The organism is Saccharopolyspora erythraea NRRL 2338, assembly GCF_000062885.1.
GTDB classification, from domain to species: domain Bacteria; phylum Actinomycetota; class Actinomycetes; order Mycobacteriales; family Pseudonocardiaceae; genus Saccharopolyspora_D; species Saccharopolyspora_D erythraea.
The window spans coordinates 4,187,972-4,209,313 of sequence record NC_009142.1 but is presented as its reverse complement, the minus strand read 5'-3'; the positions used below and the strand labels follow the sequence as shown (position 1 = coordinate 4,209,313).

Annotated in this window: 20 protein-coding genes and 1 riboswitch; of the genes, 12 read left to right on the top strand and 8 right to left on the bottom strand. The window is 71.6% G+C overall.

Going from position 1 to position 21,342, the window contains the following annotated elements; all coding sequences use genetic code 11:
* Nucleotides 1-7: 7 nt before the first annotated feature.
* The 11 genes from gcvH to SACE_RS18595 all read left to right on the top strand — a co-directional run bounded on the left by gcvH (nt 8) and on the right by SACE_RS18595 (nt 9,652).
* Nucleotides 8-394 (top strand): glycine cleavage system protein GcvH, encoded by a 387-nt coding sequence (gene gcvH, locus SACE_RS18645; protein WP_009947912.1) that lies wholly within the window; start codon nt 8-10, stop codon nt 392-394.
* Nucleotides 395-510: 116 nt separating this feature from the next.
* Entirely contained in the window at nt 511-975 is a 465-nt protein-coding gene (gene garA / locus SACE_RS18640; protein ID WP_009947913.1) for a glycogen accumulation regulator GarA, read from the top strand.
* 391 nt (nt 976-1,366) lie between these two features.
* Complete coding sequence (locus tag SACE_RS18635; protein WP_011874172.1) at nt 1,367-1,843, top strand: bifunctional nuclease family protein; 477 nt, start codon at nt 1,367-1,369, stop codon at nt 1,841-1,843.
* 243 nt (nt 1,844-2,086) lie between these two features.
* Nucleotides 2,087-2,653, top strand: a complete 567-nt coding sequence (locus SACE_RS18630) for a MerR family transcriptional regulator (protein WP_009948274.1) — start codon at nt 2,087-2,089, stop codon at nt 2,651-2,653.
* Nucleotides 2,654-2,757: 104 nt separating this feature from the next.
* Nucleotides 2,758-2,860: riboswitch (glycine riboswitch) on the top strand.
* A gap of 174 nt (nt 2,861-3,034) precedes the next feature.
* Nucleotides 3,035-5,932, top strand: a complete 2,898-nt coding sequence (gene gcvP / locus SACE_RS18625) for an aminomethyl-transferring glycine dehydrogenase (protein WP_009948275.1) — start codon at nt 3,035-3,037, stop codon at nt 5,930-5,932.
* Nucleotides 5,933-6,000: 68 nt separating this feature from the next.
* Nucleotides 6,001-6,270, top strand: a complete 270-nt coding sequence (locus SACE_RS18620; protein ID WP_009948276.1) for a HesB/IscA family protein — start codon at nt 6,001-6,003, stop codon at nt 6,268-6,270.
* Nucleotides 6,271-6,478: 208 nt separating this feature from the next.
* A complete protein-coding gene (locus tag SACE_RS18615; protein ID WP_009948277.1) occupies nt 6,479-7,174 on the top strand; it encodes an energy-coupling factor ABC transporter permease in 696 nt (231 codons plus the stop codon).
* Entirely contained in the window at nt 7,171-7,557 is a 387-nt protein-coding gene (locus SACE_RS18610) for a PDGLE domain-containing protein (RefSeq protein ID WP_011874171.1), read from the top strand. The genes SACE_RS18615 and SACE_RS18610 overlap by 4 nt, the downstream gene beginning before the upstream one ends.
* Nucleotides 7,558-8,322, top strand: a complete 765-nt coding sequence (gene cbiQ / locus SACE_RS18605; RefSeq protein WP_011874170.1) for a cobalt ECF transporter T component CbiQ — start codon at nt 7,558-7,560, stop codon at nt 8,320-8,322.
* The gene (locus SACE_RS18600) at nt 8,319-9,086 is read left to right on the top strand and encodes an energy-coupling factor ABC transporter ATP-binding protein (protein ID WP_011874169.1); all 768 of its coding nucleotides are present in this window, start codon (nt 8,319-8,321) and stop codon (nt 9,084-9,086) included. The genes cbiQ and SACE_RS18600 overlap by 4 nt, the downstream gene beginning before the upstream one ends.
* Before the next feature lie 110 nt (nt 9,087-9,196).
* Nucleotides 9,197-9,652 (top strand): GNAT family N-acetyltransferase, encoded by a 456-nt coding sequence (locus SACE_RS18595; protein WP_157355950.1) that lies wholly within the window; start codon nt 9,197-9,199, stop codon nt 9,650-9,652.
* A 77-nt stretch (nt 9,653-9,729) separates the two neighbouring features.
* On the opposite strand, the gene SACE_RS18590 is transcribed toward SACE_RS18595, so the two are convergent.
* From SACE_RS18590 to SACE_RS18570, 5 genes are all read right to left on the bottom strand, one after another.
* On the bottom strand, nt 9,730-10,644 hold the full coding sequence (locus SACE_RS18590; RefSeq protein ID WP_011874167.1) for a hypothetical protein: 915 nt from the start codon (nt 10,642-10,644) through the stop codon (nt 9,730-9,732).
* 63 nt (nt 10,645-10,707) lie between these two features.
* Nucleotides 10,708-12,294, bottom strand: a complete 1,587-nt coding sequence (locus tag SACE_RS18585; protein WP_009948287.1) for a protein kinase domain-containing protein — start codon at nt 12,292-12,294, stop codon at nt 10,708-10,710.
* A 154-nt stretch (nt 12,295-12,448) separates the two neighbouring features.
* Nucleotides 12,449-13,498, bottom strand: a complete 1,050-nt coding sequence (locus tag SACE_RS18580) for a hemolysin family protein (RefSeq protein ID WP_009948288.1) — start codon at nt 13,496-13,498, stop codon at nt 12,449-12,451.
* Nucleotides 13,495-14,826, bottom strand: a complete 1,332-nt coding sequence (locus SACE_RS18575; RefSeq protein WP_009948289.1) for a hemolysin family protein — start codon at nt 14,824-14,826, stop codon at nt 13,495-13,497. Before SACE_RS18575 ends, SACE_RS18580 begins: the two co-directional genes overlap by 4 nt.
* A gap of 183 nt (nt 14,827-15,009) precedes the next feature.
* Nucleotides 15,010-15,597, bottom strand: coding sequence for a TIGR03086 family metal-binding protein (locus SACE_RS18570; protein WP_009948290.1), 588 nt, complete (start codon nt 15,595-15,597; stop codon nt 15,010-15,012).
* Between the two features lie 244 nt (nt 15,598-15,841).
* On the opposite strand from SACE_RS18570, the gene SACE_RS18565 reads away from it, so the two are divergent.
* Entirely contained in the window at nt 15,842-17,323 is a 1,482-nt protein-coding gene (locus tag SACE_RS18565; RefSeq protein ID WP_011874166.1) for a peptide MFS transporter, read from the top strand.
* 64 nt (nt 17,324-17,387) lie between these two features.
* Here the strand turns inward: SACE_RS18565 and SACE_RS18560 are convergent, their stop codons facing one another.
* From SACE_RS18560 to SACE_RS18550, 3 genes are all read right to left on the bottom strand, one after another.
* Nucleotides 17,388-18,896: an alpha/beta hydrolase gene (locus tag SACE_RS18560; RefSeq protein WP_009948294.1), complete on the bottom strand. Its 1,509-nt coding sequence runs from the start codon at nt 18,894-18,896 to the stop codon at nt 17,388-17,390.
* A gap of 185 nt (nt 18,897-19,081) precedes the next feature.
* Nucleotides 19,082-20,467 carry a pyridoxal phosphate-dependent decarboxylase family protein gene (locus SACE_RS18555; protein WP_011874165.1) on the bottom strand — a complete coding sequence of 462 codons (1,386 nt, stop codon included), beginning with the start codon at nt 20,465-20,467 and terminating at the stop codon, nt 19,082-19,084.
* 126 nt (nt 20,468-20,593) lie between these two features.
* Entirely contained in the window at nt 20,594-21,184 is a 591-nt protein-coding gene (locus SACE_RS18550; protein WP_009948296.1) for a TetR/AcrR family transcriptional regulator, read from the bottom strand.
* Nucleotides 21,185-21,342: the final 158 nt, after the last annotated feature.

The following is a 21,342-nucleotide window of genomic DNA, read 5'->3' as shown; positions in this document are numbered from 1 at the left end:
GGACCAGGTGACGGCCCCCGAACGGATCAGGTACACCAGCGAGCACGAGTGGGTTCTGCCCAGCGGTGAGGGCACCGTTCGCGTCGGAATCACCGACTACGCCCAGCGTCAGCTCGGCGACGTGGTCTTCGTCCAGCTCCCCGACGAGGGGAGCAAGGTGAGCGCGGGCGAGAGCATGGGCGAGGTCGAGTCGACCAAGAGCGTCTCGGAGCTCTACGCCCCGGTGGAGGGCGAGGTCGTCAAGGGCAACGAGCGCCTGGGCGACGAGCCGGACCTGGTCAACACCGACCCGTTCGGCGACGGCTGGATGGTCGAGATCCGGCCTGCCGACCCTGCCGCGCTCGACCGGCTGCTCGACGAGAACGCCTACCGGCAGTTGACCGACCAGGACTGATCGTCGATCTCGGCGGTGTCCTCGACCTTTGTCGGGACTCGCGCGCAACTCGCCGTTGACGACACGGTACGTTGGAAGACACTTCGCACGATCTATCCGCGTAGAGGAGAGCTCAGGTGAGCCACAACAGCGGCTCCGGCGACGTTCCGCCGGAGCAGTCACCGGAGACCACCTCGGTCTTCAGGCCCTTCCTCTCGGAGCCGGAAAGCACCGAGAGCGCGCCCGCGGAGCAGCCTGCCGCGTCCGGGGTGGACGCGCTGCCCGCAGGCGCCGCCCTGCTGGTGGTCAAGCGCGGCCCGAACGCGGGTTCGCGATTCCTGCTCGACCGGGACACGACCAGCGCCGGACGCCATCCGGACAGCGACATCTTCCTGGACGACGTCACGGTCTCGCGGCGGCACGCCGAGTTCCGCCGGGAGGGCAACGACTTCGTGGTCGTCGACGTGGGCAGCCTCAACGGCACCTACGTCAACCGCGAGCCGGTGGACACCTCGGTGCTCGCCAACGGCGACGAGGTGCAGATCGGGAAGTTCCGGTTGGTCTTCCTGACCGGCCCGATCGACGGGGGACAAGGCCGCTAGGTCGGCGTGAGGAACGGGCATCGGGGCGGCGCCGAGCAACCGGCGCCGCCCCGGTCGTTCGTGGTACTGCGCGAACCCGCGCGGCGACCCGGCCGGACCCGCCCGCGGATGCGCCGGCGCCCCAGCCGAATCACGTGTTTGCAGTTGGGTTTCGGGGCCTTCCGACCGCCCCTACGGGGCCGGTCGGCGGTGTATCGTGCTGAGTGTTGCTCAATGGTGAGCTCAGGTATCGGTTCTCGGCCTGCCGAGGCGCCAGGCCGCGGAAAACGGTGGCTGATCGACAGCCGAGGGATGGGCGTGTCCGCCGTATCGCGGGTAGCGTCGGAGACGCCGGTGCGAGATCCTCGACGAGGACGTCACGCCCCGGCGCGCTGGAGGAGGCGATTTGACGATGAGCAGTGAGATGCGCGTCGTCGGCGTGCGAGTGGAACTACCAGCCAACCAGCCGATCCTGTTGCTGCGCGAGACCGAGGGCGAGCGCTACCTGCCGATCTGGATCGGCTCGGTGGAGGCGACCGCCATCGCGTTGGAGCAGCAGGGCGTGCGCCCTGCGAGACCCCTGACCCACGACCTGCTCAAGGACGTCATCGGGGCGCTGGGGCGGGACCTGGAGCAGGTCCGCATCACCGACCTGCAGGAGGGCACGTTCTACGCGGAGCTCGTCTTCGACGGTGACGTGCGGGTCTCGGCCAGGCCGAGCGACTCGGTCGCGCTGGCGCTGCGGGTGGGTGTGCCCATCCACGCCGACGAGTCGGTGCTCGACGAGGCCGGGCTGATCATCCCGGACGAGCAGGAGGACGAGGTCGAGAAGTTCCGGGAGTTCCTGGACTCGGTCTCGCCGGAGGACTTCCGCGGCGCCGACACCTGAACCGGCGCCCGGTGCGGGCTTGGACGGGCCCCCGGCGCGCGGTCGCGCCGGGGGCCTCGTCGTCTCCCCGCGCGTCGCGTTGACCTCCCCCCTGGGCGGGCTTACCGTCGAAGACACGCGAATCGCCCGCTTGTGATTCCCGTGCGAGCTGCTCGTGCGGCGCGGGCGTTCGCAGCCCTGAGTCACGCACGGTCCAGGGCCTTGGCGGTCGGTCGGCATCATGCCGGACGAGGGGAGGCAGGCGTGGTCGAGCAGGCACCCAACCGGGATGCTGCCGCGGAGCAGGGTGAGCTGTTCCCGGACGCCTCGCTACCGGACGAGCTCGTCGGCTACCGCGGTCCGGCCGCCTGCCAGATCGCGGGTATCACCTACCGCCAGCTCGACTACTGGGCGCGCACCAAGCTGGTGGGGCCGTCCATAAGAGGTGCGGCGGGCTCGGGCTCCCAGCGCCTGTACTCGTTCAAGGACATCCTGGTGCTCAAGGTGGTCAAGCGACTGCTGGACACCGGTGTTTCACTGCACAACATCCGCGTCGCCGTGGACCACCTGCGCCACCGCGGCGTGCAGGACCTGGCCAGGATCACGCTGTTCAGCGACGGCACGACCGTCTACGAGTGCACCTCCGCCGAGGAGGTGGTCGACCTGCTGCAGGGCGGCCAGGGGGTTTTCGGCATCGCCGTCAGCGGGGCGATGCGGGAGATCAGCGGAACCATCCACGAGTTCCCCGCGGAGCGCGCCGACGGTGTGGAGGTCACCACGTCGGCCACCGACGAGCTGGCACGCCGCCGCCGGGACCGCCAGACCGGCTGACACCCGGCGGAGGCCGATGGGCCGGATGGGTGCGGTGCGTGGCCGCCGGGCGTGGTGCGAGGGTCCTCCCACGCCTCCAGATCAGGTAGGCTTCCCTGCATCGCAGACCCCGCGCGGGAGAGTCCGCGCCGGTAGGACACCGGTGCGGCGCCGAAGGAGCAACCACTCCCCGACAACCTCTCAGGCCAACCGGACCGCGCGGGCGAGATACCTCTGGAAAGCGGGTCGTCACGGCAGTGGTGACCCCGCCGACGGTGCAAGCCCGGGTGCGATCCGGGTGAAGCTCTCAGGCGTTCGCGCAGCGGACATTGACAGAGGGGGAGGGCAGCACCCGCCGTGCTGCCGAACCCTGTGTCCGCCGCGAAAGATCGAGGTTTGGCGATGACCGACGTGACCCATGACCGCATCCCGCTCGCCGCGCTGGAGCACGGCACCCCGTTCGCCGACCGCCACGTGGGTCCCGCTCCCGCCGAGCTGGCCCACATGCTGGACGTGATCGGGGTCGGCTCGCTGGAGGAGCTGGGCCAGAGCGCGGTCCCGGAGGGCATCCGCGAGCGAGACCTGCACCTGGCGCTGCCCGAGCCGGCCACCGAGGCGCAGGCCCTGGCCGAGCTGCGCGAGCTGGCCGGGCGGTGCCGCCCGCACGCCGAGATGATCGGCCTGGGCTACTACGGCACCGTCACCCCGCCGGTGATCCTGCGCAACGTGCTGGAGAGCCCGGCCTGGTACACCGCCTACACGCCGTACCAGCCGGAGATCTCGCAGGGGCGCCTGGAGGCGCTGCTGAACTTCCAGACGATGGTCGCCGACCTGACCGGGGTGCCGGTGGCCAACGCCTCGATGCTGGACGAGGCTACCGCGGCCGCCGAGGGCATGACCCTGGTCCGGCGGGCCGGGCGGTCGAAGTCGCCGAGGTTCGTCGTCGACGCCGACACCATGCCCCAGACGCTGGAGGTGCTGCGGACCCGCGCCGAGCCGCTGGGCATCGAGGTCGTGGTGGCCGACCTGTCAGAGGGCGCCTCCGGCCTGCCCGAGGGCGAGTTCTTCGGCGCGCTGCTGGCCTACCCGGGTGCCTCCGGCGCGCTGCGCGACCACGAGGCGGTCATCTCCGAGGTCCACGAGCGCGGGGCGATGGCCGTGGTGTCCGCCGACCTGCTCGCGCTGACGCTGCTGCGCGCGCCCGGTGAGATGGGCGCGGACGTCGTCGTCGGCACGACCCAGCGCTTCGGCGTGCCGATGGGCTTCGGTGGCCCGCACGCCGGCTACATGGCGGTCCGCAAGGGCATCGAGCGCCAGCTTCCGGGCCGGCTGGTGGGCGTCAGCGTCGACAGCGACGGCAACCTGGCCTACCGGCTGGCGCTGCAGACCCGTGAGCAGCACATCCGCCGCGAGAAGGCCACCAGCAACATCTGCACCGCGCAGGTCCTGCTGGCGGTCGTGGCGTCGATGTACGCGGTCTACCACGGTCCGGCGGGGCTGAAGGCGATCGCGACCAGGGCGCACCGGATGGCCTCCGTGCTGGCCGAGCGGCTGCGCCGCGGCGGCGTCGAGGTCGTGCACGGGGAGTTCTTCGACACCGTCGTCGCCCGGGTGCCCGGCAAGGCCGACGACGTGGTGTCCACCGCCCGCCGCGAGGGTGTGAACCTGCGCCGCGTGGACGGCGACCACGTCGGCGTGAGCTGCGACGAGACCACCACCCGCGCCCGGCTGGCCGCGGTGTGGAAGGCGTTCGGGCTCCCCGAGCAGCCCGACGTCGACGAGCTCGACGCCGAGACCCCGGACGCGCTGCCCACCAGCCTCCTGCGCACCTCCGAGTACCTCACGCACCCGGTGTTCCACACGCACCGCTCGGAGACCTCCCTGCTGCGCTACCTGCGGGAGCTCTCCGACAAGGACGTCGCGCTGGACCGCAGCATGATCCCGCTGGGCTCGTGCACGATGAAGCTCAACGCGACCGCCGAGATGGAGTCGATCACCTGGCCGGAGTTCTCCGGGCTGCACCCGTTCGCGCCCGCGCAGGACGCCGAGGGCCTGCTCAGGATCGTCTCCGACCTGGAGGGTTGGCTGGCCGAGATCACCGGCTACGACGCGGTGAGCCTGCAGCCCAACGCGGGCAGCCAGGGCGAGTTCGCCGGTCTGCTCGCCATCCGGGCCTACCACCACAGCCGTGGTGAGGCCGAGCGGGACGTCTGCCTCATCCCGGCCAGCGCGCACGGCACCAACGCCGCCAGCGCCATCATGGCCGGTCTGCGCGTCGTGGTGGTGCGCTGCGACGACCAGGGCAACATCGAGATGGACCACCTGCGCGAGGTCGTCGAGGAGCACAAGGACGACCTGGCCGCGATCATGATCACCTACCCGTCCACGCACGGCGTCTACGAGGACACCGTGCAGGAGGTCTGCGGGCTGGTGCACGACGCGGGCGGGCAGGTCTACGTCGACGGGGCCAACCTCAACGCGCTGATCGGGCTGGCCCGGATGGGCAAGTTCGGCTCCGACGTCTCGCACCTGAACCTGCACAAGACCTTCTGCATCCCGCACGGCGGCGGCGGGCCGGGCGTCGGCCCGATCGGTGTCCGCGCGCACCTGGCGCCGTTCCTGCCGAACCACCCGCTCCAGCCCGCGGCGGGCCCCTCCACCGGGGTGGGACCGATCAGCGCGGCGCCGTGGGGCAGCGCGTCGATCCTGCCGATCTCGTGGGCCTACGTGCGGATGATGGGTTCCGACGGTCTGCGCCGGGCGACGCTGACCGCCGTCGCGGCCGCAAACTACGTCGCCCGCAGGCTCGACGAGTACTTCCCGGTGCTCTACACCGGTTCGGGCGGCTTCGTGGCCCACGAGTGCATCCTGGACCTGCGGCCCATCACCAAGTCCAGCGGCATCACGGTGGACGACGTCGCCAAGCGGCTGGCCGACTACGGCCTGCACGCCCCGACGATGTCGTTCCCGGTCGCGGGCACGCTGATGGTGGAGCCCACCGAGAGCGAGAACCTGGCCGAGCTCGACCGCTTCTGCGAGGCGATGATCGCCATCCGCGCCGAGATCGACAAGGTCGCGGCGGGGCAGTGGCCGGCTGACGACAACCCGCTGGTCAACGCCCCGCACACGGCCGCGTCCCTGGTCGGGGAGTGGAACCACGCCTACGGCCGCGACGTCGCGGCCTACCCGCTGGGCACCCGCGTGGCGAAGGTGTGGCCGCCGGTGCGGCGCATCGACGGGGCCCGCGGCGACCGCAACCTGGTGTGCTCCTGCCCGCCCCTGTCGGCCTACGAGGGGTGACTGCCGGTCTCGGAGACATGCACTACGGTGGGTCACTCACGTGACCACCTCCGAGAGGAGTGAAAGCAATGCTCGCAATCAGTGAGAGCGCCGCAGAGGTCATCAAGGTCGTCCTGGCCGGCGGCGACTCGGCGGAGGGGTCCGGCCTGCGGATCGCCCCTGCGGGCGACGGCCTGCAGGCCTCCATCGCCGAGGAACCGCAGGCGGGTGACCAGGTCGTCGAGGAGTCCGGGGTGCGGGTGTTCCTGCCGGAGCAGGCCGCGTCCCTGCTGGACGACAAGACGCTCGACGCCGAGCGGGACGACAACGGCGAGCTGAGCCTGGCCGTCCGCGACTGACGCGACAAGACTCGACCGCCCGCCCGGACCTCATCCGGGCGGGCGGTTCGTTTTCGGGGCCGGTGTGCTCGATGGCCCGTGTTCTCGCGGGCTGGGGCTTTCGAGAGCCGGGTTGCTGCCAGGGATTGGCCAGAACGTGTCGATGGCAACTATCCTCGGCCGGCGGCTGTCCGACGTGGGCGGCCGGTGAGCGGGGAGGAATGCGGGCGTGACCACGACGCTGGCCATGCACATGAGCGACGGGCTGCTCAACGCGCCGACGTCGCTGCTGTTCGGCGGGGTGGCCATCGCGGGCGTGGGCCTGGCGCTGGTGCGGGCGCGCGCCGACCTCGACGACCGGACCGCGCCGATGGCGGGGTTGGTCGCGGCGTTCGTCTTCGCCGCCCAGATGATCAACTTCCCGGTGCTGCCGGGCGTGTCAGGGCACCTGCTCGGCGGCGCGCTGGCCGCGATCCTGGCCGGACCGTGGGTCGGAGCGCTGTGCGTGTCGATCGTGCTGGTGGTGCAGGCGCTGCTGTTCGCCGACGGCGGGATCACCATGCTCGGCGCCAACATCACCAACATGGCGCTGATCGGCACGGCCACCGGGTACCTGGTGGCCCTGGCCCTGCGCCGGCTCGCCGTGCGCAGCCGGGCGGGCCTGCTGGTGACGGCCTTCGCCGCGGCGTTCGTCAACACCGTCGCGGCCTCCTGCGGGTTCGTGCTCGAGTACGCGATCGGTGGCGCGGCCGGGTACGGCACCGGCGCGGCGGCGCTGGCGGTGATCGGCGTGCACTGCCTCATCGGCATCGGCGAGGGCATCATCACCGCGGCGACCGTGGGCGCTGTAGCCGCCGCGCGGCCCGACCTCGTGCACCTGCTGCGCACAGCGCGGCCGCGAGCAGTGGAGGAGAAGGCGCGATGACGGTTGTGGCGCGCAAGCGCGGCGCGGGTTTCCTGCTCGGGTTCGGCCTGGTCGCCCTGCTGATGGCGGCGGTGCTGTCCTACTTCGCCGACTCCGACCCCGACGGGCTGGACGCGGTCACCCAGCAGGGCTGCACGGTGGTCGAGACCGAGCAGGGCGAACGGCTCGACGGGCACTGCATCGCCCAGAACGGCACCGACCACCCGCTGGCGGACGGGCCGCTGGCCGACTACACCGTCGGCGGGGACGACCGGTTGACCGGTGTCGCCGGCGCGATCGGTGTGGTCGCGACCCTGGGGGCCGCGGGCGCCCTGTTCTGGGGCCTGCGGCGCCGGGGGACCAGCGGCCGCGGGGATGCCGGGGACACGCCTGGGGAGGACTGAGTGGGCGCCGGTCACGTCAGCGCCCTGCACCTGCCCGGCCCCTCGCGAGTGCACCGCGTGGCGCCGGAGGTCAAGGTCGTGGCGGCGTTGCTGGTCGTGGTGTGCGTGGTGGCCACGCCCAGGCAGGTGTTCTGGGCGTTCGCCGGCTACGCCGTCCTGCTTTTCGGACTGTCCAGGTTGGCCGAGGTGCCGTTGAGGTGGCTGTCGAGCCGCCTGCTGATCGAGCTGCCGTTCGTCGTGCTGGCGTTCCTGCTGCCGTTCACCGCCGCAGGGCCCCGCACCGAGGTGCTGGGTCTCGCGCTGTCGGTGGAGGGGCTGCTGGCGGGCTGGAACGTGCTGGCCAAGGGGACGCTCGGCCTGGCGACGTCGTTGCTGCTGGCCGCGACGACCGCGCCGAACGAACTGCTGCTGGGCATGCGGCGGCTGCGCGCACCGGCGATGCTCACGACGATCGCCTCGCTGATGCTGCGCTACGCCGAGGTGGTCGTGGGGGAGGCCCGGCGGATGCGGGTCGCGCGGATCGCGCGCGGTCACGATCCGCGGTTCCTGTGGCAGGTCGGCGCCACGGCGCGGGGCGTGGGCAGCCTGTTCATCCGGTCCTACGAGCGAGGTGAACGGGTGCACCTGGCGATGCTGTCGCGCGGCTGGAGCGGTGCCGTGCCGGACGCGCGGGCGGGCCGCACCCCGGCCGCCGCGTGGGCGCTGGGTATGGTGCCTCCCGCCATTGCCGTGCTGGTGCTGGGAGCCGCGCTGTGGACCGCATGACCGACGCCACCGACGGGGCGACGCAGACCAGGGCCACGACCGCCCTGCGGGTCGAGGGCCTGCGCTACAGCTACCCGGACGGGCACGAGGCCCTGCGCGGGGTGGACCTGAGCATCGCGCACGGCGAGCGGGTCGCGCTGCTGGGGCCGAACGGTGCGGGCAAGACGACCCTGACGCTGCACCTCAACGGTGTGCTGCGCGGTGACGCGGGGCGGGTGTCGGTCGGCGGGCTGGAGCTCACCGAGCGCCACGTCCGGGAGATCCGCAGGCGGGTCGGAGTGGTGTTCCAGGACCCCGACGACCAGCTGTTCATGCCCACGGTGCGCGAGGACGTCGAGTTCGGACCGCTGAACTTCGGATTCCGCGGTGCGCAGCTGGAGCAGCGCGTCGACGACGCGCTCTCGGCGGTCGGCATGACCGAGCACTCGGGAAGATCACCGCTGCACCTGTCAGGCGGCCAGCGCAAGCGGGTGGCACTGGCGACAGTCCTGGCGTGCGACCCGGAGATCCTGGTCCTCGACGAACCGTCGTCGAATCTCGAGCCGGTCGCCCGGCGCGAGCTCGCCGAGCTGCTGCTCGGCCTCGGCAGGACGATGCTGATGGTCACCCACGACCTGCCCTACGCCCTGCAGCTGTGCCCGAGGAGCGTTCTGATCGACGACGGCGTCGTGGTCGCCGACCGGCCCACCCGGGAACTGCTGGCCGACACCGAACTGCTCGCCGCGCACCGCCTGGAGCTCCCCTTCGGCTTCCGCCTCGACTAGCCGCGGCGGGGTCCACATCGGACTGTCGGCGGGTCGGTTCATCGAACCGCGGCGAGGCCCGCCGTGGCCGCTGATGCGATGGAAGTGCACGACGCGGCATGGTTGCCGGCGTGACCGCAACCCTGCATGCCGTGGCCGCGAACGCCCAGCACGTGTGCGAGTTGCTCGGCGAACTCCGCGCGGAACAGCTTTCCTTGTACGGGCATGCGGAGCCCGCCCATGCCGACCCTGCCGACTTCGCTGCACCCCGTGGGCTGTTCCTGCTGGCTTTCGCCCAGCAGCGCCCGATCGGATGTGGTGGTGTGCGGACCTACGAGCCCGGTGTCGCCGAGGTGCGCAAGATGTTCGTGCGGCCCGGCTACCGCGGACGTGGCATCGGCCGTCGCCTGCTCAACGAGCTCGAGGCAAGTGCGCGCGCGGGCGGTGCCCTCGAGGTCAGGCTCGAGACCGGCACGCGCAACGTCGAGGCGCTACAGCTTTACCGCACCGCCGGGTACCGCTCCATCCCCTCCTATGTGCCAGGGCGGGGCGAAGTCAACGTCGCATTCGCCAAGGCGCTGCACTGAAGGCGTGCTTCCACAGTGGGTGGGAAGTGGCGCGCGCTCCGTCATCCACTGTGGTCGGCAGGTCCGCGGAGCGGCGGTCAGCGATGCACCGGCTCGTGGACCTGCGCCCGTGCGTCGGGGGCTGCGCCCTCGGCCCAGCGCAGCAGGTCCCGGCACAGCTCGATCAGGCGTTGCCGCAGGACCGCGGCCTCCTCGGCGAACTCGCGCTGAAGCCGCACGTAGTCGGCGCGGCCGTCCGGCGTTTCGATCCGGACGGGGGTGTAGCCCAGTTCGCTCAGGTCGTAGGGGCTGGCGCGCATGTCCAGCTCCCGGACGCGCACGGCGAGGTCGAAGCAGTCGGCGACCAGTTCGGCCGGTACGAACGGGTCGAGCTTGTAGCTCCACTTGAACAGGTCCATGTTCGCGTGCAGGCAGCCCGGTTGCTCCAGCCGAACCTGGTCGGCCCGCTCGGGCTGCAGCGGGTTGAGCGGACGGGCCTGCGGAGTGAAGAAGCGGAACGCGTCGTGGTGCGTGCAGCTCAGGTTCGACGACTCGACGACCTCGTCGGTGCCTGCGTGCCCGAGCCGCAGCGGCCAGCCGGAGTGGCGGATCTGCTCGGGCGAGGTGCGGTAGACCATCGCCCACTCGTGTAGCCCGAAGCACCCGAGCCGCGGCTGCCGCGAGGCGGTGGCGCTGAGCAGCCCGAGCACGAACTCCGCGGTGCGCAGGCGGGCATCGGTGATCGTCTCGCGGCTCAGCGCCACCCCGTCGCCGGTCTCGGTGTACCCGCGACGGGCGAGGAACTGCTCACCACCGGCCAGCGCGACGCCGAAGCCCGGCTGCCAGCGCTCCAGCCGGGACGGGCGGAACGAGTAGTAGGTGAACAGGAAGTCCAGCACCGGGTGCTTGCGGCCGTCGTGGCGCCGTTGCCGGTGCGGTCCCGTCCACTGGCGGACCCGGTCCCGGTGGGCGCTCTCGCGGGCCCGCCACTCCGCCTCGGACAGCACAACCATCGCAGGCCAGGGTAGTGCAGGCCGCTGCCCGGCCGAGCGGGCGCCGGGCGGCGCCGCGGGCGGTCAGCCGACGAACCGGACCCAGTCGAGGTTCAGGAACCCGCCGTCCTGCTCGGAGGAGAAGACGAGGTAGACGTCGTGCACGCCGGACAGCGGCTGGATCTCGACCGGAACCGACTTCCAGGCACCGCCCGACGGGGTCACGTTGATCTTGGCGATCGGTGGGGCGTTGTAGTCGTCGACCCTGATCTCGATCTTGGCCTTCTCGCCTTCGGAGGTCCACTTCGCCAGACGCGCCGAGACCTCCCTGGTTGGCGAGGTGCCGAAGTCGACGTCGTCGAAGCGCAGCCAGTCGCCGTTCGCGACGGAGCCGACGTACCGACCGGCGCTCGGGGCGTCCGCCACCGCGACGGGCAGTACGCGCGACCGCGCGGAGCTCGCCTCGGCCTCCAGCCCGTCGTAGGGATCGGGCGGGTCTCCGGACTCGGGGACCGAGTCCGGCTCGTCGGCCACCGGGGGCTGCCCGGCCTGGCCGTCGCCGGGAGGGAGCCCGGGGGTCCCTGAACGCCCGTAGAGGAAGCCCGCCCCCGCTGCGGCGACCACCAGCACGACGGCCAGCGCGCCGAGCGCGGCGGCCACCCACGGACGCATCCGGCGCGAGTGCTCCTGAGGGACGGCCGTCGTGGTGGCGCTCTGGGAGGCCGGTTCGGACGAGCCGGGCGGCTCCTCCGCGGAGCCGGGCCGGGTCGTCAGCGTGCGCAGGGCGGGCGCCGCCGGGTCCAGGACGGCGTCGAAGGGCGCTTCCCCCGCGTCGCGCACCAGACCCATCAGCCGGCGGCGGACCTCGTGCAGCGGCATCCGCCGGGCCGGGTCCTTGACCATCAGCCCGCTCAGCACCTCGCCGAGCGGCCCGCTCATCTGGTGCTGAGGAACCGGGCCGTGGATGATCGCGCTGAGGGTGATCAGCGGGTCGCTGTCGCTCTCGTAGGGCAGCCGCCCGTGGGCCGCGGAGTAGAGCGTCGCGCCCAGGCTCCACAGGTCGGCCGCGGGGCTGGGCGCCTCGCCCTGGGCGATCTCCGGCGCGACGTAGGCCGGGGTCCCGAGCACGATCCCGGTGCGGGTCAGCGTCGACTCGGCGGCGTTGCGGGAGATGCCGAAGTCGCCGAGCTTGACCTGCCCGTGCTTGCCCAGCAGCACGTTCCCGGGCTTGACGTCGCGGTGGACGATGCCGACGCGGTGAGCCGCCTGCAACGCCGCCGCGACCCCGTCCACGAACACCGCCAGCTGCTCGTGGCTCAGCCGGGTGCGCTTGAGCACGCTCGACAGGCTCTCCGCGGGCACCAGCTCCATCACCACGAACGGGCCGCCCGCGTCGTCGGCGACGTCGTAGAGCATCACGACGTTGGGATGGGTCACCACGGCCAGCGAGCGGGCCTCGCGCAGCGCGCGCTCGCGGAACTCGGCCGCCTCCTCTTCCGGCACCCGCGGCGAGAGCCGGACTTCCTTGACGGCCACCGGGCGGTGCAGGAGCACGTCGGTTCCCGCCCACACCGCGCCCATGGCGCCGGTGCCGATCCTGGAGTCCATCCGGTATCGACCGGCGATCACCCGAGTGCCGCCGGTGGAGGTGAGGTCATTCGGGACGAACACCGGCCGATCATCTCTTACGACACACTGTCGTGTGAAATCTTCCGCCGATCGGGGTGGATTGTGATGTCGTCACGTGACATCCCGCTCCCGCCGCGCTCCCGCACCGACGCCGTTGCGTCGGCCGGTGGCGTGGTCGCGGCGGGAGCGGGACGGGTCACCCGGCGGTGCGGACGTGGGTGCCGTCGCGGACGGTGCCCACGTACTCCTCGACCAGGTCCTCCAGCGCCACCACGCCCAGCGGCCGGCCCGTGGCGTCCACGGCGGTCGCCAGGTGGCTTCCTGCACGGCGCAGCCAGGTCAGCGCCTCGTCGAGCCGGGCGTCGGCGGGGACCGTCGGCAGCCGGCGCACGCGCGCCGGGTCGACCGGGGTCGCCGGTTCCTCGCCCGCCTTGTCGAGCACGTCCTTTATGTGCAGGTAGCCCAGCAGGGTCCCGTCCTGGCCGCGGACCGGGAAGCGGGAGAAGCCGGTCGTCGACACCGCGTGCTCCACATCGCCCAGGGTGAAGTGGCCGGGCAGCGTGGTCAGCTGGTCCAGCGGTACCAGCACGTCGCGCACGACGTGCTCCACGGAGGACAGCGTCTGGGCGAGCCTGCGGTGCTCGGCCTGCTCCAGCAGGCCCTCGCGCCGGGACTCCACCAGCAGCTCGGCCAGTTCGGTCGAGGTGTAGGCGGTCTCCAGCTCGTCCTTGGGCTCGACCTTGAGCAGCCGCAGCACCGCGTTGGCCATCATGTTGAACAGCGCGATGAACGGGCGGGCGAGCTTGACGAAGCCCACCAGGAACGGCACCAGCCACAGCGCCAGCCGCTCCGGGTCGGCGATGGCGAGGTTCTTGGGCACCATCTCGCCGATCAGCACGTGCAGCACGACCACGAGCGCCAGCGCGATGGTGAACGCCACGGCGTGCAGCACCGGACCCGGGATCCGCAACGGCGCGACCAGCACCTCCAGCCGGTGCGCCACGGCGGGCTCGCCCAGCCGTCCCAGCCCCAGCGAGCACAGCGTGATGCCCAGCTGGGCGCTGGTGAGCATCAGCGAGCCCTCCTGGTTCGCCCGGATGACGGTCCTGGCGCGTGCGACGCCCTGGTCGACCAGCGCTTCGAGCCGGTCCCGCCGCGAGGACAGCAGTGAGAACTCCGCGCCGACGAACAGCGCGTTGAGCAGCAGCAGCGCGATGCCGAGGACGATGGCAAGCGAGTCGCTCACCGGGACACCTCCTCGTGCTCGGCGACCCGGCGGGTCAAGCGCAGCTCGGCGACGCGGTGCCGGTCCATGCGGGTCACCACCAGCTCCCAGTGGCCCTGCTCGACCTGGTCACCCGTCCTGGGGATCCGGCCGAGCTCGGCCAGCACCAGGCCGGCCACGGTCTCGTAGTCGCCCTCGGGCATCGCGAATCCGGTGGCGTCGGCGAGCTCGTCGGCGCGCAGCAGGCCCGAGATGATCCAGGAGTCGCGCGCCAGCGGCCGAACGGCCGCGGCCTCGCGTCCGTCGTGCTCGTCGCGGACGTCGCCGATGATCTCCTCCACGACGTCTTCCAACGTCACGATCCCGGCCGTCCCGCCGTACTCGTCGACCACCAGCGCCAGCTGCAGGCCGGAGCCGCGCAGCCGGTTCAGCAGCGAGTCGCCGTCGAGGGTTTCCGGCACGGTCGGCACCGGGCGCGACAGCGACCCCATCCGCGTGGTGTCGCGCTGGTCGGCCGGGACGCCGAACGCCTGCTTGACGTGCACGACGCCGTGCACGTCGTCGAGGTCGCCGCCGTGCACCGGGAACCGCGAGAAGCCGGTGCGCCGCGCGAGCTGGAGCAGGTCCAGGACGGTGGCGTCGGCCGCCAGCGACTCCACCCGCATCCGCGGGGTCATCAGCTCGTCGGCGGTGCGGTCGCCGAAGCGCAGCGACTTGTCCATCAGCTCGGCGGTCGCCTCGTCGAGCGTGCCGTGCTCGGCGCTGGAGCGCACGATCGAGCCGAGCTCGTCGGGGGAGCGCGCCGAGCGCAGCTCCTCCTGCGGCTCCACGCCGAAGCGCCGCACCACCCAGTTCGCGCTGTTGTTCATCGCGTCGATCAGCCAGCGGAAGATCTGCGAGAACGCCGCGTGGTAGCCGGAGACCGCGCGCGCGGTGGCCAGCGGCCGGGCGATGGCGAGGTTCTTTGGCACCATCTCGCCGAAGACCATCGACAGCGTCGTGGCCAGCAGGATCGCCAGCGCCAGCGAGAGCGCGCCCGCGGCCGACTCGGGCACGCCGAGCGCGGTGAAACCGGGGCGCAGCAGCTCACCGATCAGCGGCTCGGCGACGTAACCGGTCACCAGCGTGGTCAGGGTGATGGCGACCTGCGCGCCGGAGAGCTGGAACGACAGCGTGCGGTGCGCCCGCTGGACGCTCTGGGCGCGCCGGTCGCCGACCTGCGCGGCGTGCGCGTCGACCGTGCTGCGTTCCAGGGATGTCAGGGAGAACTCGGCGGCGACGGCGAGGCCGGTGCCGAGCGTGAGCAATGCCACGAACAGAAGGCCGAGGGCCGACAGCAGGATCTCCATCACCGGCCACCTCGGAAGCGGGCGCCGGAGACGTGAAGCGGAAAGCCGGGACTTCGTCCCGGCCTGGTACTGCCGTCAGGTGATTGTGCCTGGGGCACGGAAGAGGTCACTCCTCAACGGAAAGCGAAAAATACGGCACGAGTATATCCCGGTCGGACCAGTGCTCGGGTAACGACATCGGCATCACCGCCGGGCACGTCCCTGGTCGCGGGCGTCCCGCCCGAGCATCGCCAGCAGGCGCGTCTGCTCGTCGGCGTCGTCGGGCACCGGTAGCGGCGGGTCGAAGATTCCCATGTCCTGCCATGACGCGACCTGCGGTTCGAACACCGTGCGAACCACCGCGACGAGGTCGGGGTCCAGGCTGGTGTCGGACCGGATTCCGCAGGCCAGGTCCCACGCGTGGACGGTCAGGTCCAGGGTCATCTGCCAGCCGTAGTCCTCGGCCGGGATCACCCCGCCGGTCACGTGCACCTCGCCCGTCGCCGCGCCCGGCCGGTCCCACGCCTGCCGCGCCTGCGCGCTTGCCTCGGTCCAAGCCCCCTTCGGGTCGGCGCCGAGCACGTCCCCGTCGAAGCGGTCCCCGACCTCCTCCAGCGTGGCGCCGTCGAGCAGCCGCGGTGCCCAAAGCTGCTCGGACACCAGGTGCTGCACCAGATCGCGCACCGTCCACTGCGCGCACGGTGTGCCGTTGTCCCACTGGTCGTCGCCGATCGCGCGCACGCGGGTGTCGAACTCGGTCATCGCCCTGCGGTGGGCGTGCAGCAGTCGCATGCGTCCATCGTGGCTCGGAAGGCGGATGTGAGCATGCTCACGCACTATTGGCGCAGAAGTTGAACTGGGGGCGGAAGGCCTGGTCACGCGGTTGGTGTGATCGGCATCTCCGCACGTCGCCGGGGTGGCGGAATTCGCCAGCGGCGGCTTTGCGACTGGTGGCCCAGACCACCGTACGAGGGCGTAGCCTGCCGCAGAGTTGGCGGCTACCGCCGCGTAAAGATACGTACGAGAGGACGTGATCGTGAGTTCAACGGCCACGGTTGCGGACGCGCCGCAGCGGGGCTTCTTCGGGCACCCCCGCGGACTGTCCACGCTGTTCTTCACCGAGATGTGGGAACGCTTCTCCTACTACGGGATGCGCGCGATCCTGGGGTACTACCTGTACACCGCCGTCGCCGAAGGCGGGCTCGGCATCCCCGAGTCCACGGCGTTGTCGGTCGTGGGTGTCTACGGTGCCTCGGTCTACATGAGCGGCATCTTCGGCGGCTGGTTCGCCGACCGGATCATCGGCGCCCAGTGGGCGGTGTTCTACGGCGGGCTCGTCATCATGCTGGGCCACATCTGCCTGGCCATGCCCGGCGGTGTGGCCACAGTGGTCGGCGGCCTGGTGCTGCTGGTGATCGGCACCGGCCTGCTCAAGCCGAACATCTCCGGCATGCTGGGCAGCCTCTACGGCGAGCACGACACCCGCCGCGACGCCGGGTTCTCGATCTTCTACATGGGCATCAACATCGGCGGTTTCCTGGCCCCGCTGGTGTGCGGCTGGCTCGGCGAGAAGGTCAACTGGCACCTCGGCTTCGGCGCGGCCGCGGTCGGCATGGCGCTGGGCCTGATCCAGTACGTCATCGGCCGCAGGAACCTCGGCACCGCCGGTCTCAAGCCGGTCAACCCGCTGCCCGCCGAGCACAAGGGCCGCGTGCTCGGCCGTGCCGTCGCCATCGCCGTGCTGGTGGTCGGTGGGATCGCGGTGCTGGGATTCAGCGGGGTGATCGGGCTCGACGGCATGGTGAACCTGATCAGCCTGCTCTCGGCGGTGCTGCCGGTCGTCTACTTCGCGGTGATGCTCAGCAGCAAGCAGATCACCAGGATCGAGCGGGACCGGCTGGTCGCCTACATCCCGCTGTTCCTGGCGACCGCGCTGTTCTTCCTGCTCTTCGAGCAGCAGCCGAACACGCTGGCCAACCTCGCCGAGGCCGACACCCAGCTCGGTGTCCTCGGCTACGAGATCCCGGCGTCGTGGTTCCAGTCGATCAACTCGCTGGCGATCATCGCGCTGGCACCGGTGTTCGCGACGCTGTGGATCAAGCTGGGTGAGCGGCAGCCGTCGACCCCGCAGAAGTTCGTGGGCGGTCTGCTGTTCGTGGGCCTGGCGTTCCTGTGGGTCGTGCTCTCCAAGAGCGCGGCGGGCGACGGCGGCAAGCACATGGCGCTGATGCTGGCGATGGTCTTCGTGATCATGACCATCGGTGAGCTGATGCTCTCGCCCGTCGGGCTCTCGGCCTCCACGAAGCTGGCCCCGAAGGTGTTCGCCTCGCAGACGCTGGGCCTGTACTTCCTCGCCCCGGCGATGGGGCAGGGCCTCGGGGCGCAGGTCGTGAAGCTGTACTCGGTGGAGAACCAGCAGCTCTACTTCGGGATCGTGGGCCTGGCGACCATCGGCTGCGCGGTGCTGCTGGCCGTGGGCGCCAAGAGCATCAAGAAGTACATGCACGGCGTGAACTGACGCGAGCCACGACCGCGAAGCCGGTCCCGGCAGCTTCCGGGACCGGCTTCGCGCCGCCACGGGGCTAGCGCAGGCGGACGGCCTTCGGCTCCGGCTGCGGCTTGGCCGGGTCCGGCAGCGGGTGGCCGGGAACGCTGACGTCGTCGGCGGGAACCGTCCCGCGCACGAGGTAGTCGACCCCGATCCGGTCGGCTTCGGCGTTGCTGCCCAGGGCGAAGACGCCGTGCCCGCCGGCGCCCTTCTCGGTCACCAGGACCGAGGAAGGCAGCGCGCGGTGCATCCGCAGCGCTCCCTCGTACGGCGTGGCGACATCGCCCTCGGAGTTGAAGATCAGCACGGGGGGCAGGCCGCGTCCGGTGATGTGCAGCGGCCGCCGGCGCGGGGCGTGCCAGCTCGCGCAGGGTGCGACGGTCCACGAGTTGTACCAGGCGGCGAAGGGGTGCTCGCGCGCGATCGCGGCCGAGTCGCGCTCCCACTGCTCCCGCCGCGTCGGCCACGGCGCGTCCGCGCACTCCACTGCGTTGTAGATGGCGTTGCTGTTCTCGGCGGCCTCGTCCTTGGGCAGGACGCGCCCCACGAGCTCCCGGTCGTCGTTGTGGTTGCGCATGGCGCTGAACCCGTGCGCCAGACCGGTCCAGCCGTGCTCGCCGTAGAGCGCGTCGAAGGTCATGCCGATGAACTCCGCCGGGCCGAGCGGGCCGCGCGGCTGGGCGCGCAGCCCGTGCAGGATGGCCTCCCACGCGCCGCTGACCGCGGCGCGGTCGGTGCCCAGGTGGAAGACGTGGTCGTGCTGGGCGATCCAGTCGAAGTACAGGCCCAGCCGGTGCTGGGCGGCGACGTCCTGGCTGAGGTTGTTGCGGTACCAGACCGCCGAGATGTCCGGGTTGACCGCGCTGTCCAGGACCATCCGGTCGACGTGTTGCGGGAACAGCTCGCCGTAGACCGCGCCGAGGTAGGTGCCGTAGGAGTAGCCGAGGAAGCTGATGCGCTCCTCGCCCAGGGCCTGCCGGATGCGGTCCATGTCCTTGGCGTTGGACGGTGTAGTCAGATGGGGCAGGTAATGCCCGGCGCGCTGCGCGCACCCGTCGGCGTACTCGTCGGCGCGCTGCCAGTTGAGCTCGCGGGTGTGCGGCGAGTCCGGGTCCGGCAGCGGGTTCTTCCAGTAGGCGGCCGGATCGACGCAGGTGATCGGGGTGCTGTGCGCGGTGTGCCGGGTGTCGAAGCCGATGATGTCGTAGTGGGCCAGCACCTCCGGTGGCAGTGACCGGGAGAGCCCGCCCGCGAAGGCGACTCCGGGTCCGCCCGGCCCGCCCGGGTTCACCAGCAGCGAGCCGCGCCGGGCGGCGGGGTCGCGGGCGGGCAGCTTCGACACCGTCAGCCGCACCGTCGCGCCGTCGGGATCGTCGTGGTCGAGCGGTACGTCCAGCGGCGCGCACCGCATCTCCGGGTACGGGCGGCTGACGTCCTCCGGGCACGGCCCCCAGGCCGGCCCTTCGGCGTGCGCGACCGGGCCGGCCGCCGTGGTCGCGACCACGGCGGAACCGGCGAGGCCGAGCGCGATCGATCGTTTCACCGATCACTCCTAGCTGAGCTCGCAAACTGTCGAAAGTGGACTTTCGTCGAGCCTAGGAGGTCCGGTGCTCGCGTAAGGCGGTTCGCGCCCGCGTGTCGGGTGCGCGAACGAGGGAAAATGTGCTAAGTGCGGGTTTTCCCGACGTCGCATGTGGAGACGGGTCGCCAGTCCGTGCGGATTCGGTGTTATGCGCGAACCCGCGCGATTGCCTCGACGACGCGCTCGACGTCCTGCTCGGTCGTGCGCCAGTTGCTGAACGCCGCCCGCAGCGCCGGTACTCCCTTGTAGACGGTCGGGGTGAGGAAGAGTTCGCCGGTCTCGGCGAGCGCGTGCGCCAGCGCGGCGACCGCGGCCTCGGTCGGGTCGTCCTCCAGCGTGAAGCACACGACGTTGAACCGCACCGGCGCGAGCATCCGCAGTCCTGGCAGCTCGGCGACGCGCTCGCCGAGGAAGCGGGCCAGATGGACGGTGCGCTCGACGATCTCCCGGTGGCCCGCGCTCCCGTAGGCGGTGAGCGCGAACCACGCGGGCAGCGCGCGCAACCGGCGCGAGCTCTCCGGCGTCAGGTGCACGAAGTCGGGGTTCTCGCCGGGAAGACCGAGGTATGCCGCGGAGTTCTGGAAGATGCGCACCTGCAGGTCCGGCCGCGTGCTGAACTGCACGGCGCTGTCGTAGGGCACGTTGAGCCACTTGTGCAGGTCCACGCACACCGAGTCGGCCTGGTCGATGCCTTCGACGAGGTGGGCGTGGGCGGGGGAGAGCGCCGCGAACGCTCCGAAGGCGCCGTCGACGTGCAGCCAGAACGGGAAGCGCTCGCGCAGCTCGGCGATCGCTCGCAGGTCGTCGAAGTCGACGCTGTTGACGGTCCCCGCGTTGGCCACCACGATCGCCGGCCGCCCGTCGAGGCCGGCCAGCGCGGCCTCGAGCCGGTCGACGTCGACGGCCTCGCGGTCGGGCAGCGTGGGCACGAGGCGGACCGCGCCGCGGCCGAGCCCGAGCATCGACAGGGCCTTGTAGATCGTGGAATGCGGGCTGCCGGACAGCACCGGGACGTCGCCGAGCGCCCCGGCACCGGACTCGGCGGGGGAGACGCCGATGCGCTCGCCCGCCCATTCGCGGGCGATGGCCAGCCCGGTGAAGTTGGACATGGTCGCGCCGCTGACGAACGCGCCGCGGTGATGTCCGCCGAGACCGAACAACTCGCCCAGCCACCGCACCGTCTCGCGTTCGAGTTCCGCGGCCGACGAGTCCTGCGCGCTCACGGCGTTCTGGTCGTAGGTGCCGGTGAGCCAGTCGCCCACGAGGGCCGCGGGCGTGGTCCCGCCGGTGACGAAGCCCAGGTAGCGGGGCCCGGCGCTGCCGGAGAAGCCCGGCTCCCAGCGCTGGTGGAAGCGCGCCGCGGCGCCCTCCGCGCCGACTCCCTCGACCGGCAGCGCCGCGGGCTCCGGCATGGTGGGCGGGACGCCGACCGGCCGGGTCGCCAGCCCGGCCAGCGCGCGGACGGCCCGGTCGCGGGCGTCGGCCAGCAGCTCGGGGAAGCGTTCGAGGTCGGCGGCGAGGATCGGGTCCAACGTGGTGCTCCAGTCGGTGCGAGGACGGCGGATCCGACCCTAGACCGGCGCGGCGTGGGCGGCGCGGTCCAATCCGCACCCGCTGGACCGGTCCGCTGAGGACTCCGACGGCGCCCGGATGCGCGGCTACAGCCCGCGGTGGCGGCGCACGCTCTCCTCGACCAGGTCCAGCACCGGTCCGAGGTCGTCGGCGGGCAGCCCCATCGCCAGGTGCGAGACGAGTCCTTCGAGGACCAGTTCGAGGTAGGCGGTCAGCACGTCGACGTCGACGTCGTCGCGCAGGTTGCCCGCGTCGCGCTGCCACTGCAGGCGCGCCTTCGTCGCGGCGGTCAGCTGCTCGGAGCGCTGCGCCCACCGCTGCCGGAAGTCGGTGTCGGTGCGCAGCCGGCGCGAGACCTCCAGGCGGGTGCCGAGCCAGTCCGCGCCGGGCGTGCTGGTGCCGTCGCGCGGCTCGTCGAGCAGGTTGCGCATGACCTGCACGAGCCCCTGCTCGGCGACGACGTCGGCCATCCGCCCGGCGTCGTCCTCGGCCAGGGCCAGGAACAGCGACTCCTTGTCCTTGAAGTGGTGGAAGATCGCCCCGCGCGACAGGCCGGTGGCCTCCTCCAGCCTGCGGACGGTCGCTCCCTCGTAGCCGTGGCGCGCGAAGCAGGACCGGGAGCCGTCGAGAATCTGACGGCGCCTGGCATCGAGGTGATCCTGACTGACCCGGGGCATGAGCTGATCGTGGCAGGCGGTACCCGCTGATTGCAATCCGTACGTACGTTTTGCGGCGGCGTGTCCCGCGAGATGTCATTAGCAAATCCGTCCCGCCAGTACAAGGGGTGCGAGTGCGGCGGCAGAGCAGTAGCTTCGAAAGCCAGCCCACTACAGGT

What these genes read in the sequence shown, in the direction of transcription:
- SACE_RS18635 (WP_011874172.1), top strand. Translation starts at nt 1,367, where the DNA reads ATGAGCAGTGAGATGCGCGTCGTCGGCGTGCGAGTGGAACTACCAGCC.
- gcvP (WP_009948275.1), top strand. Translation starts at nt 3,035, where the DNA reads ATGACCGACGTGACCCATGACCGCATCCCGCTCGCCGCGCTGGAGCAC.
- SACE_RS18620 (WP_009948276.1), top strand. Translation starts at nt 6,001, where the DNA reads ATGCTCGCAATCAGTGAGAGCGCCGCAGAGGTCATCAAGGTCGTCCTG.
- SACE_RS18610 (WP_011874171.1), top strand. Translation starts at nt 7,171, where the DNA reads ATGACGGTTGTGGCGCGCAAGCGCGGCGCGGGTTTCCTGCTCGGGTTC.
- SACE_RS18600 (WP_011874169.1), top strand. Translation starts at nt 8,319, where the DNA reads ATGACCGACGCCACCGACGGGGCGACGCAGACCAGGGCCACGACCGCC.
- SACE_RS18590 (WP_011874167.1), bottom strand. Translation starts at nt 10,644, where the DNA reads ATGGTTGTGCTGTCCGAGGCGGAGTGGCGGGCCCGCGAGAGCGCCCAC.
- SACE_RS18575 (WP_009948289.1), bottom strand. Translation starts at nt 14,826, where the DNA reads ATGGAGATCCTGCTGTCGGCCCTCGGCCTTCTGTTCGTGGCATTGCTC.
- SACE_RS18570 (WP_009948290.1), bottom strand. Translation starts at nt 15,597, where the DNA reads ATGCGACTGCTGCACGCCCACCGCAGGGCGATGACCGAGTTCGACACC.
- SACE_RS18550 (WP_009948296.1), bottom strand. Translation starts at nt 21,184, where the DNA reads ATGCCCCGGGTCAGTCAGGATCACCTCGATGCCAGGCGCCGTCAGATT.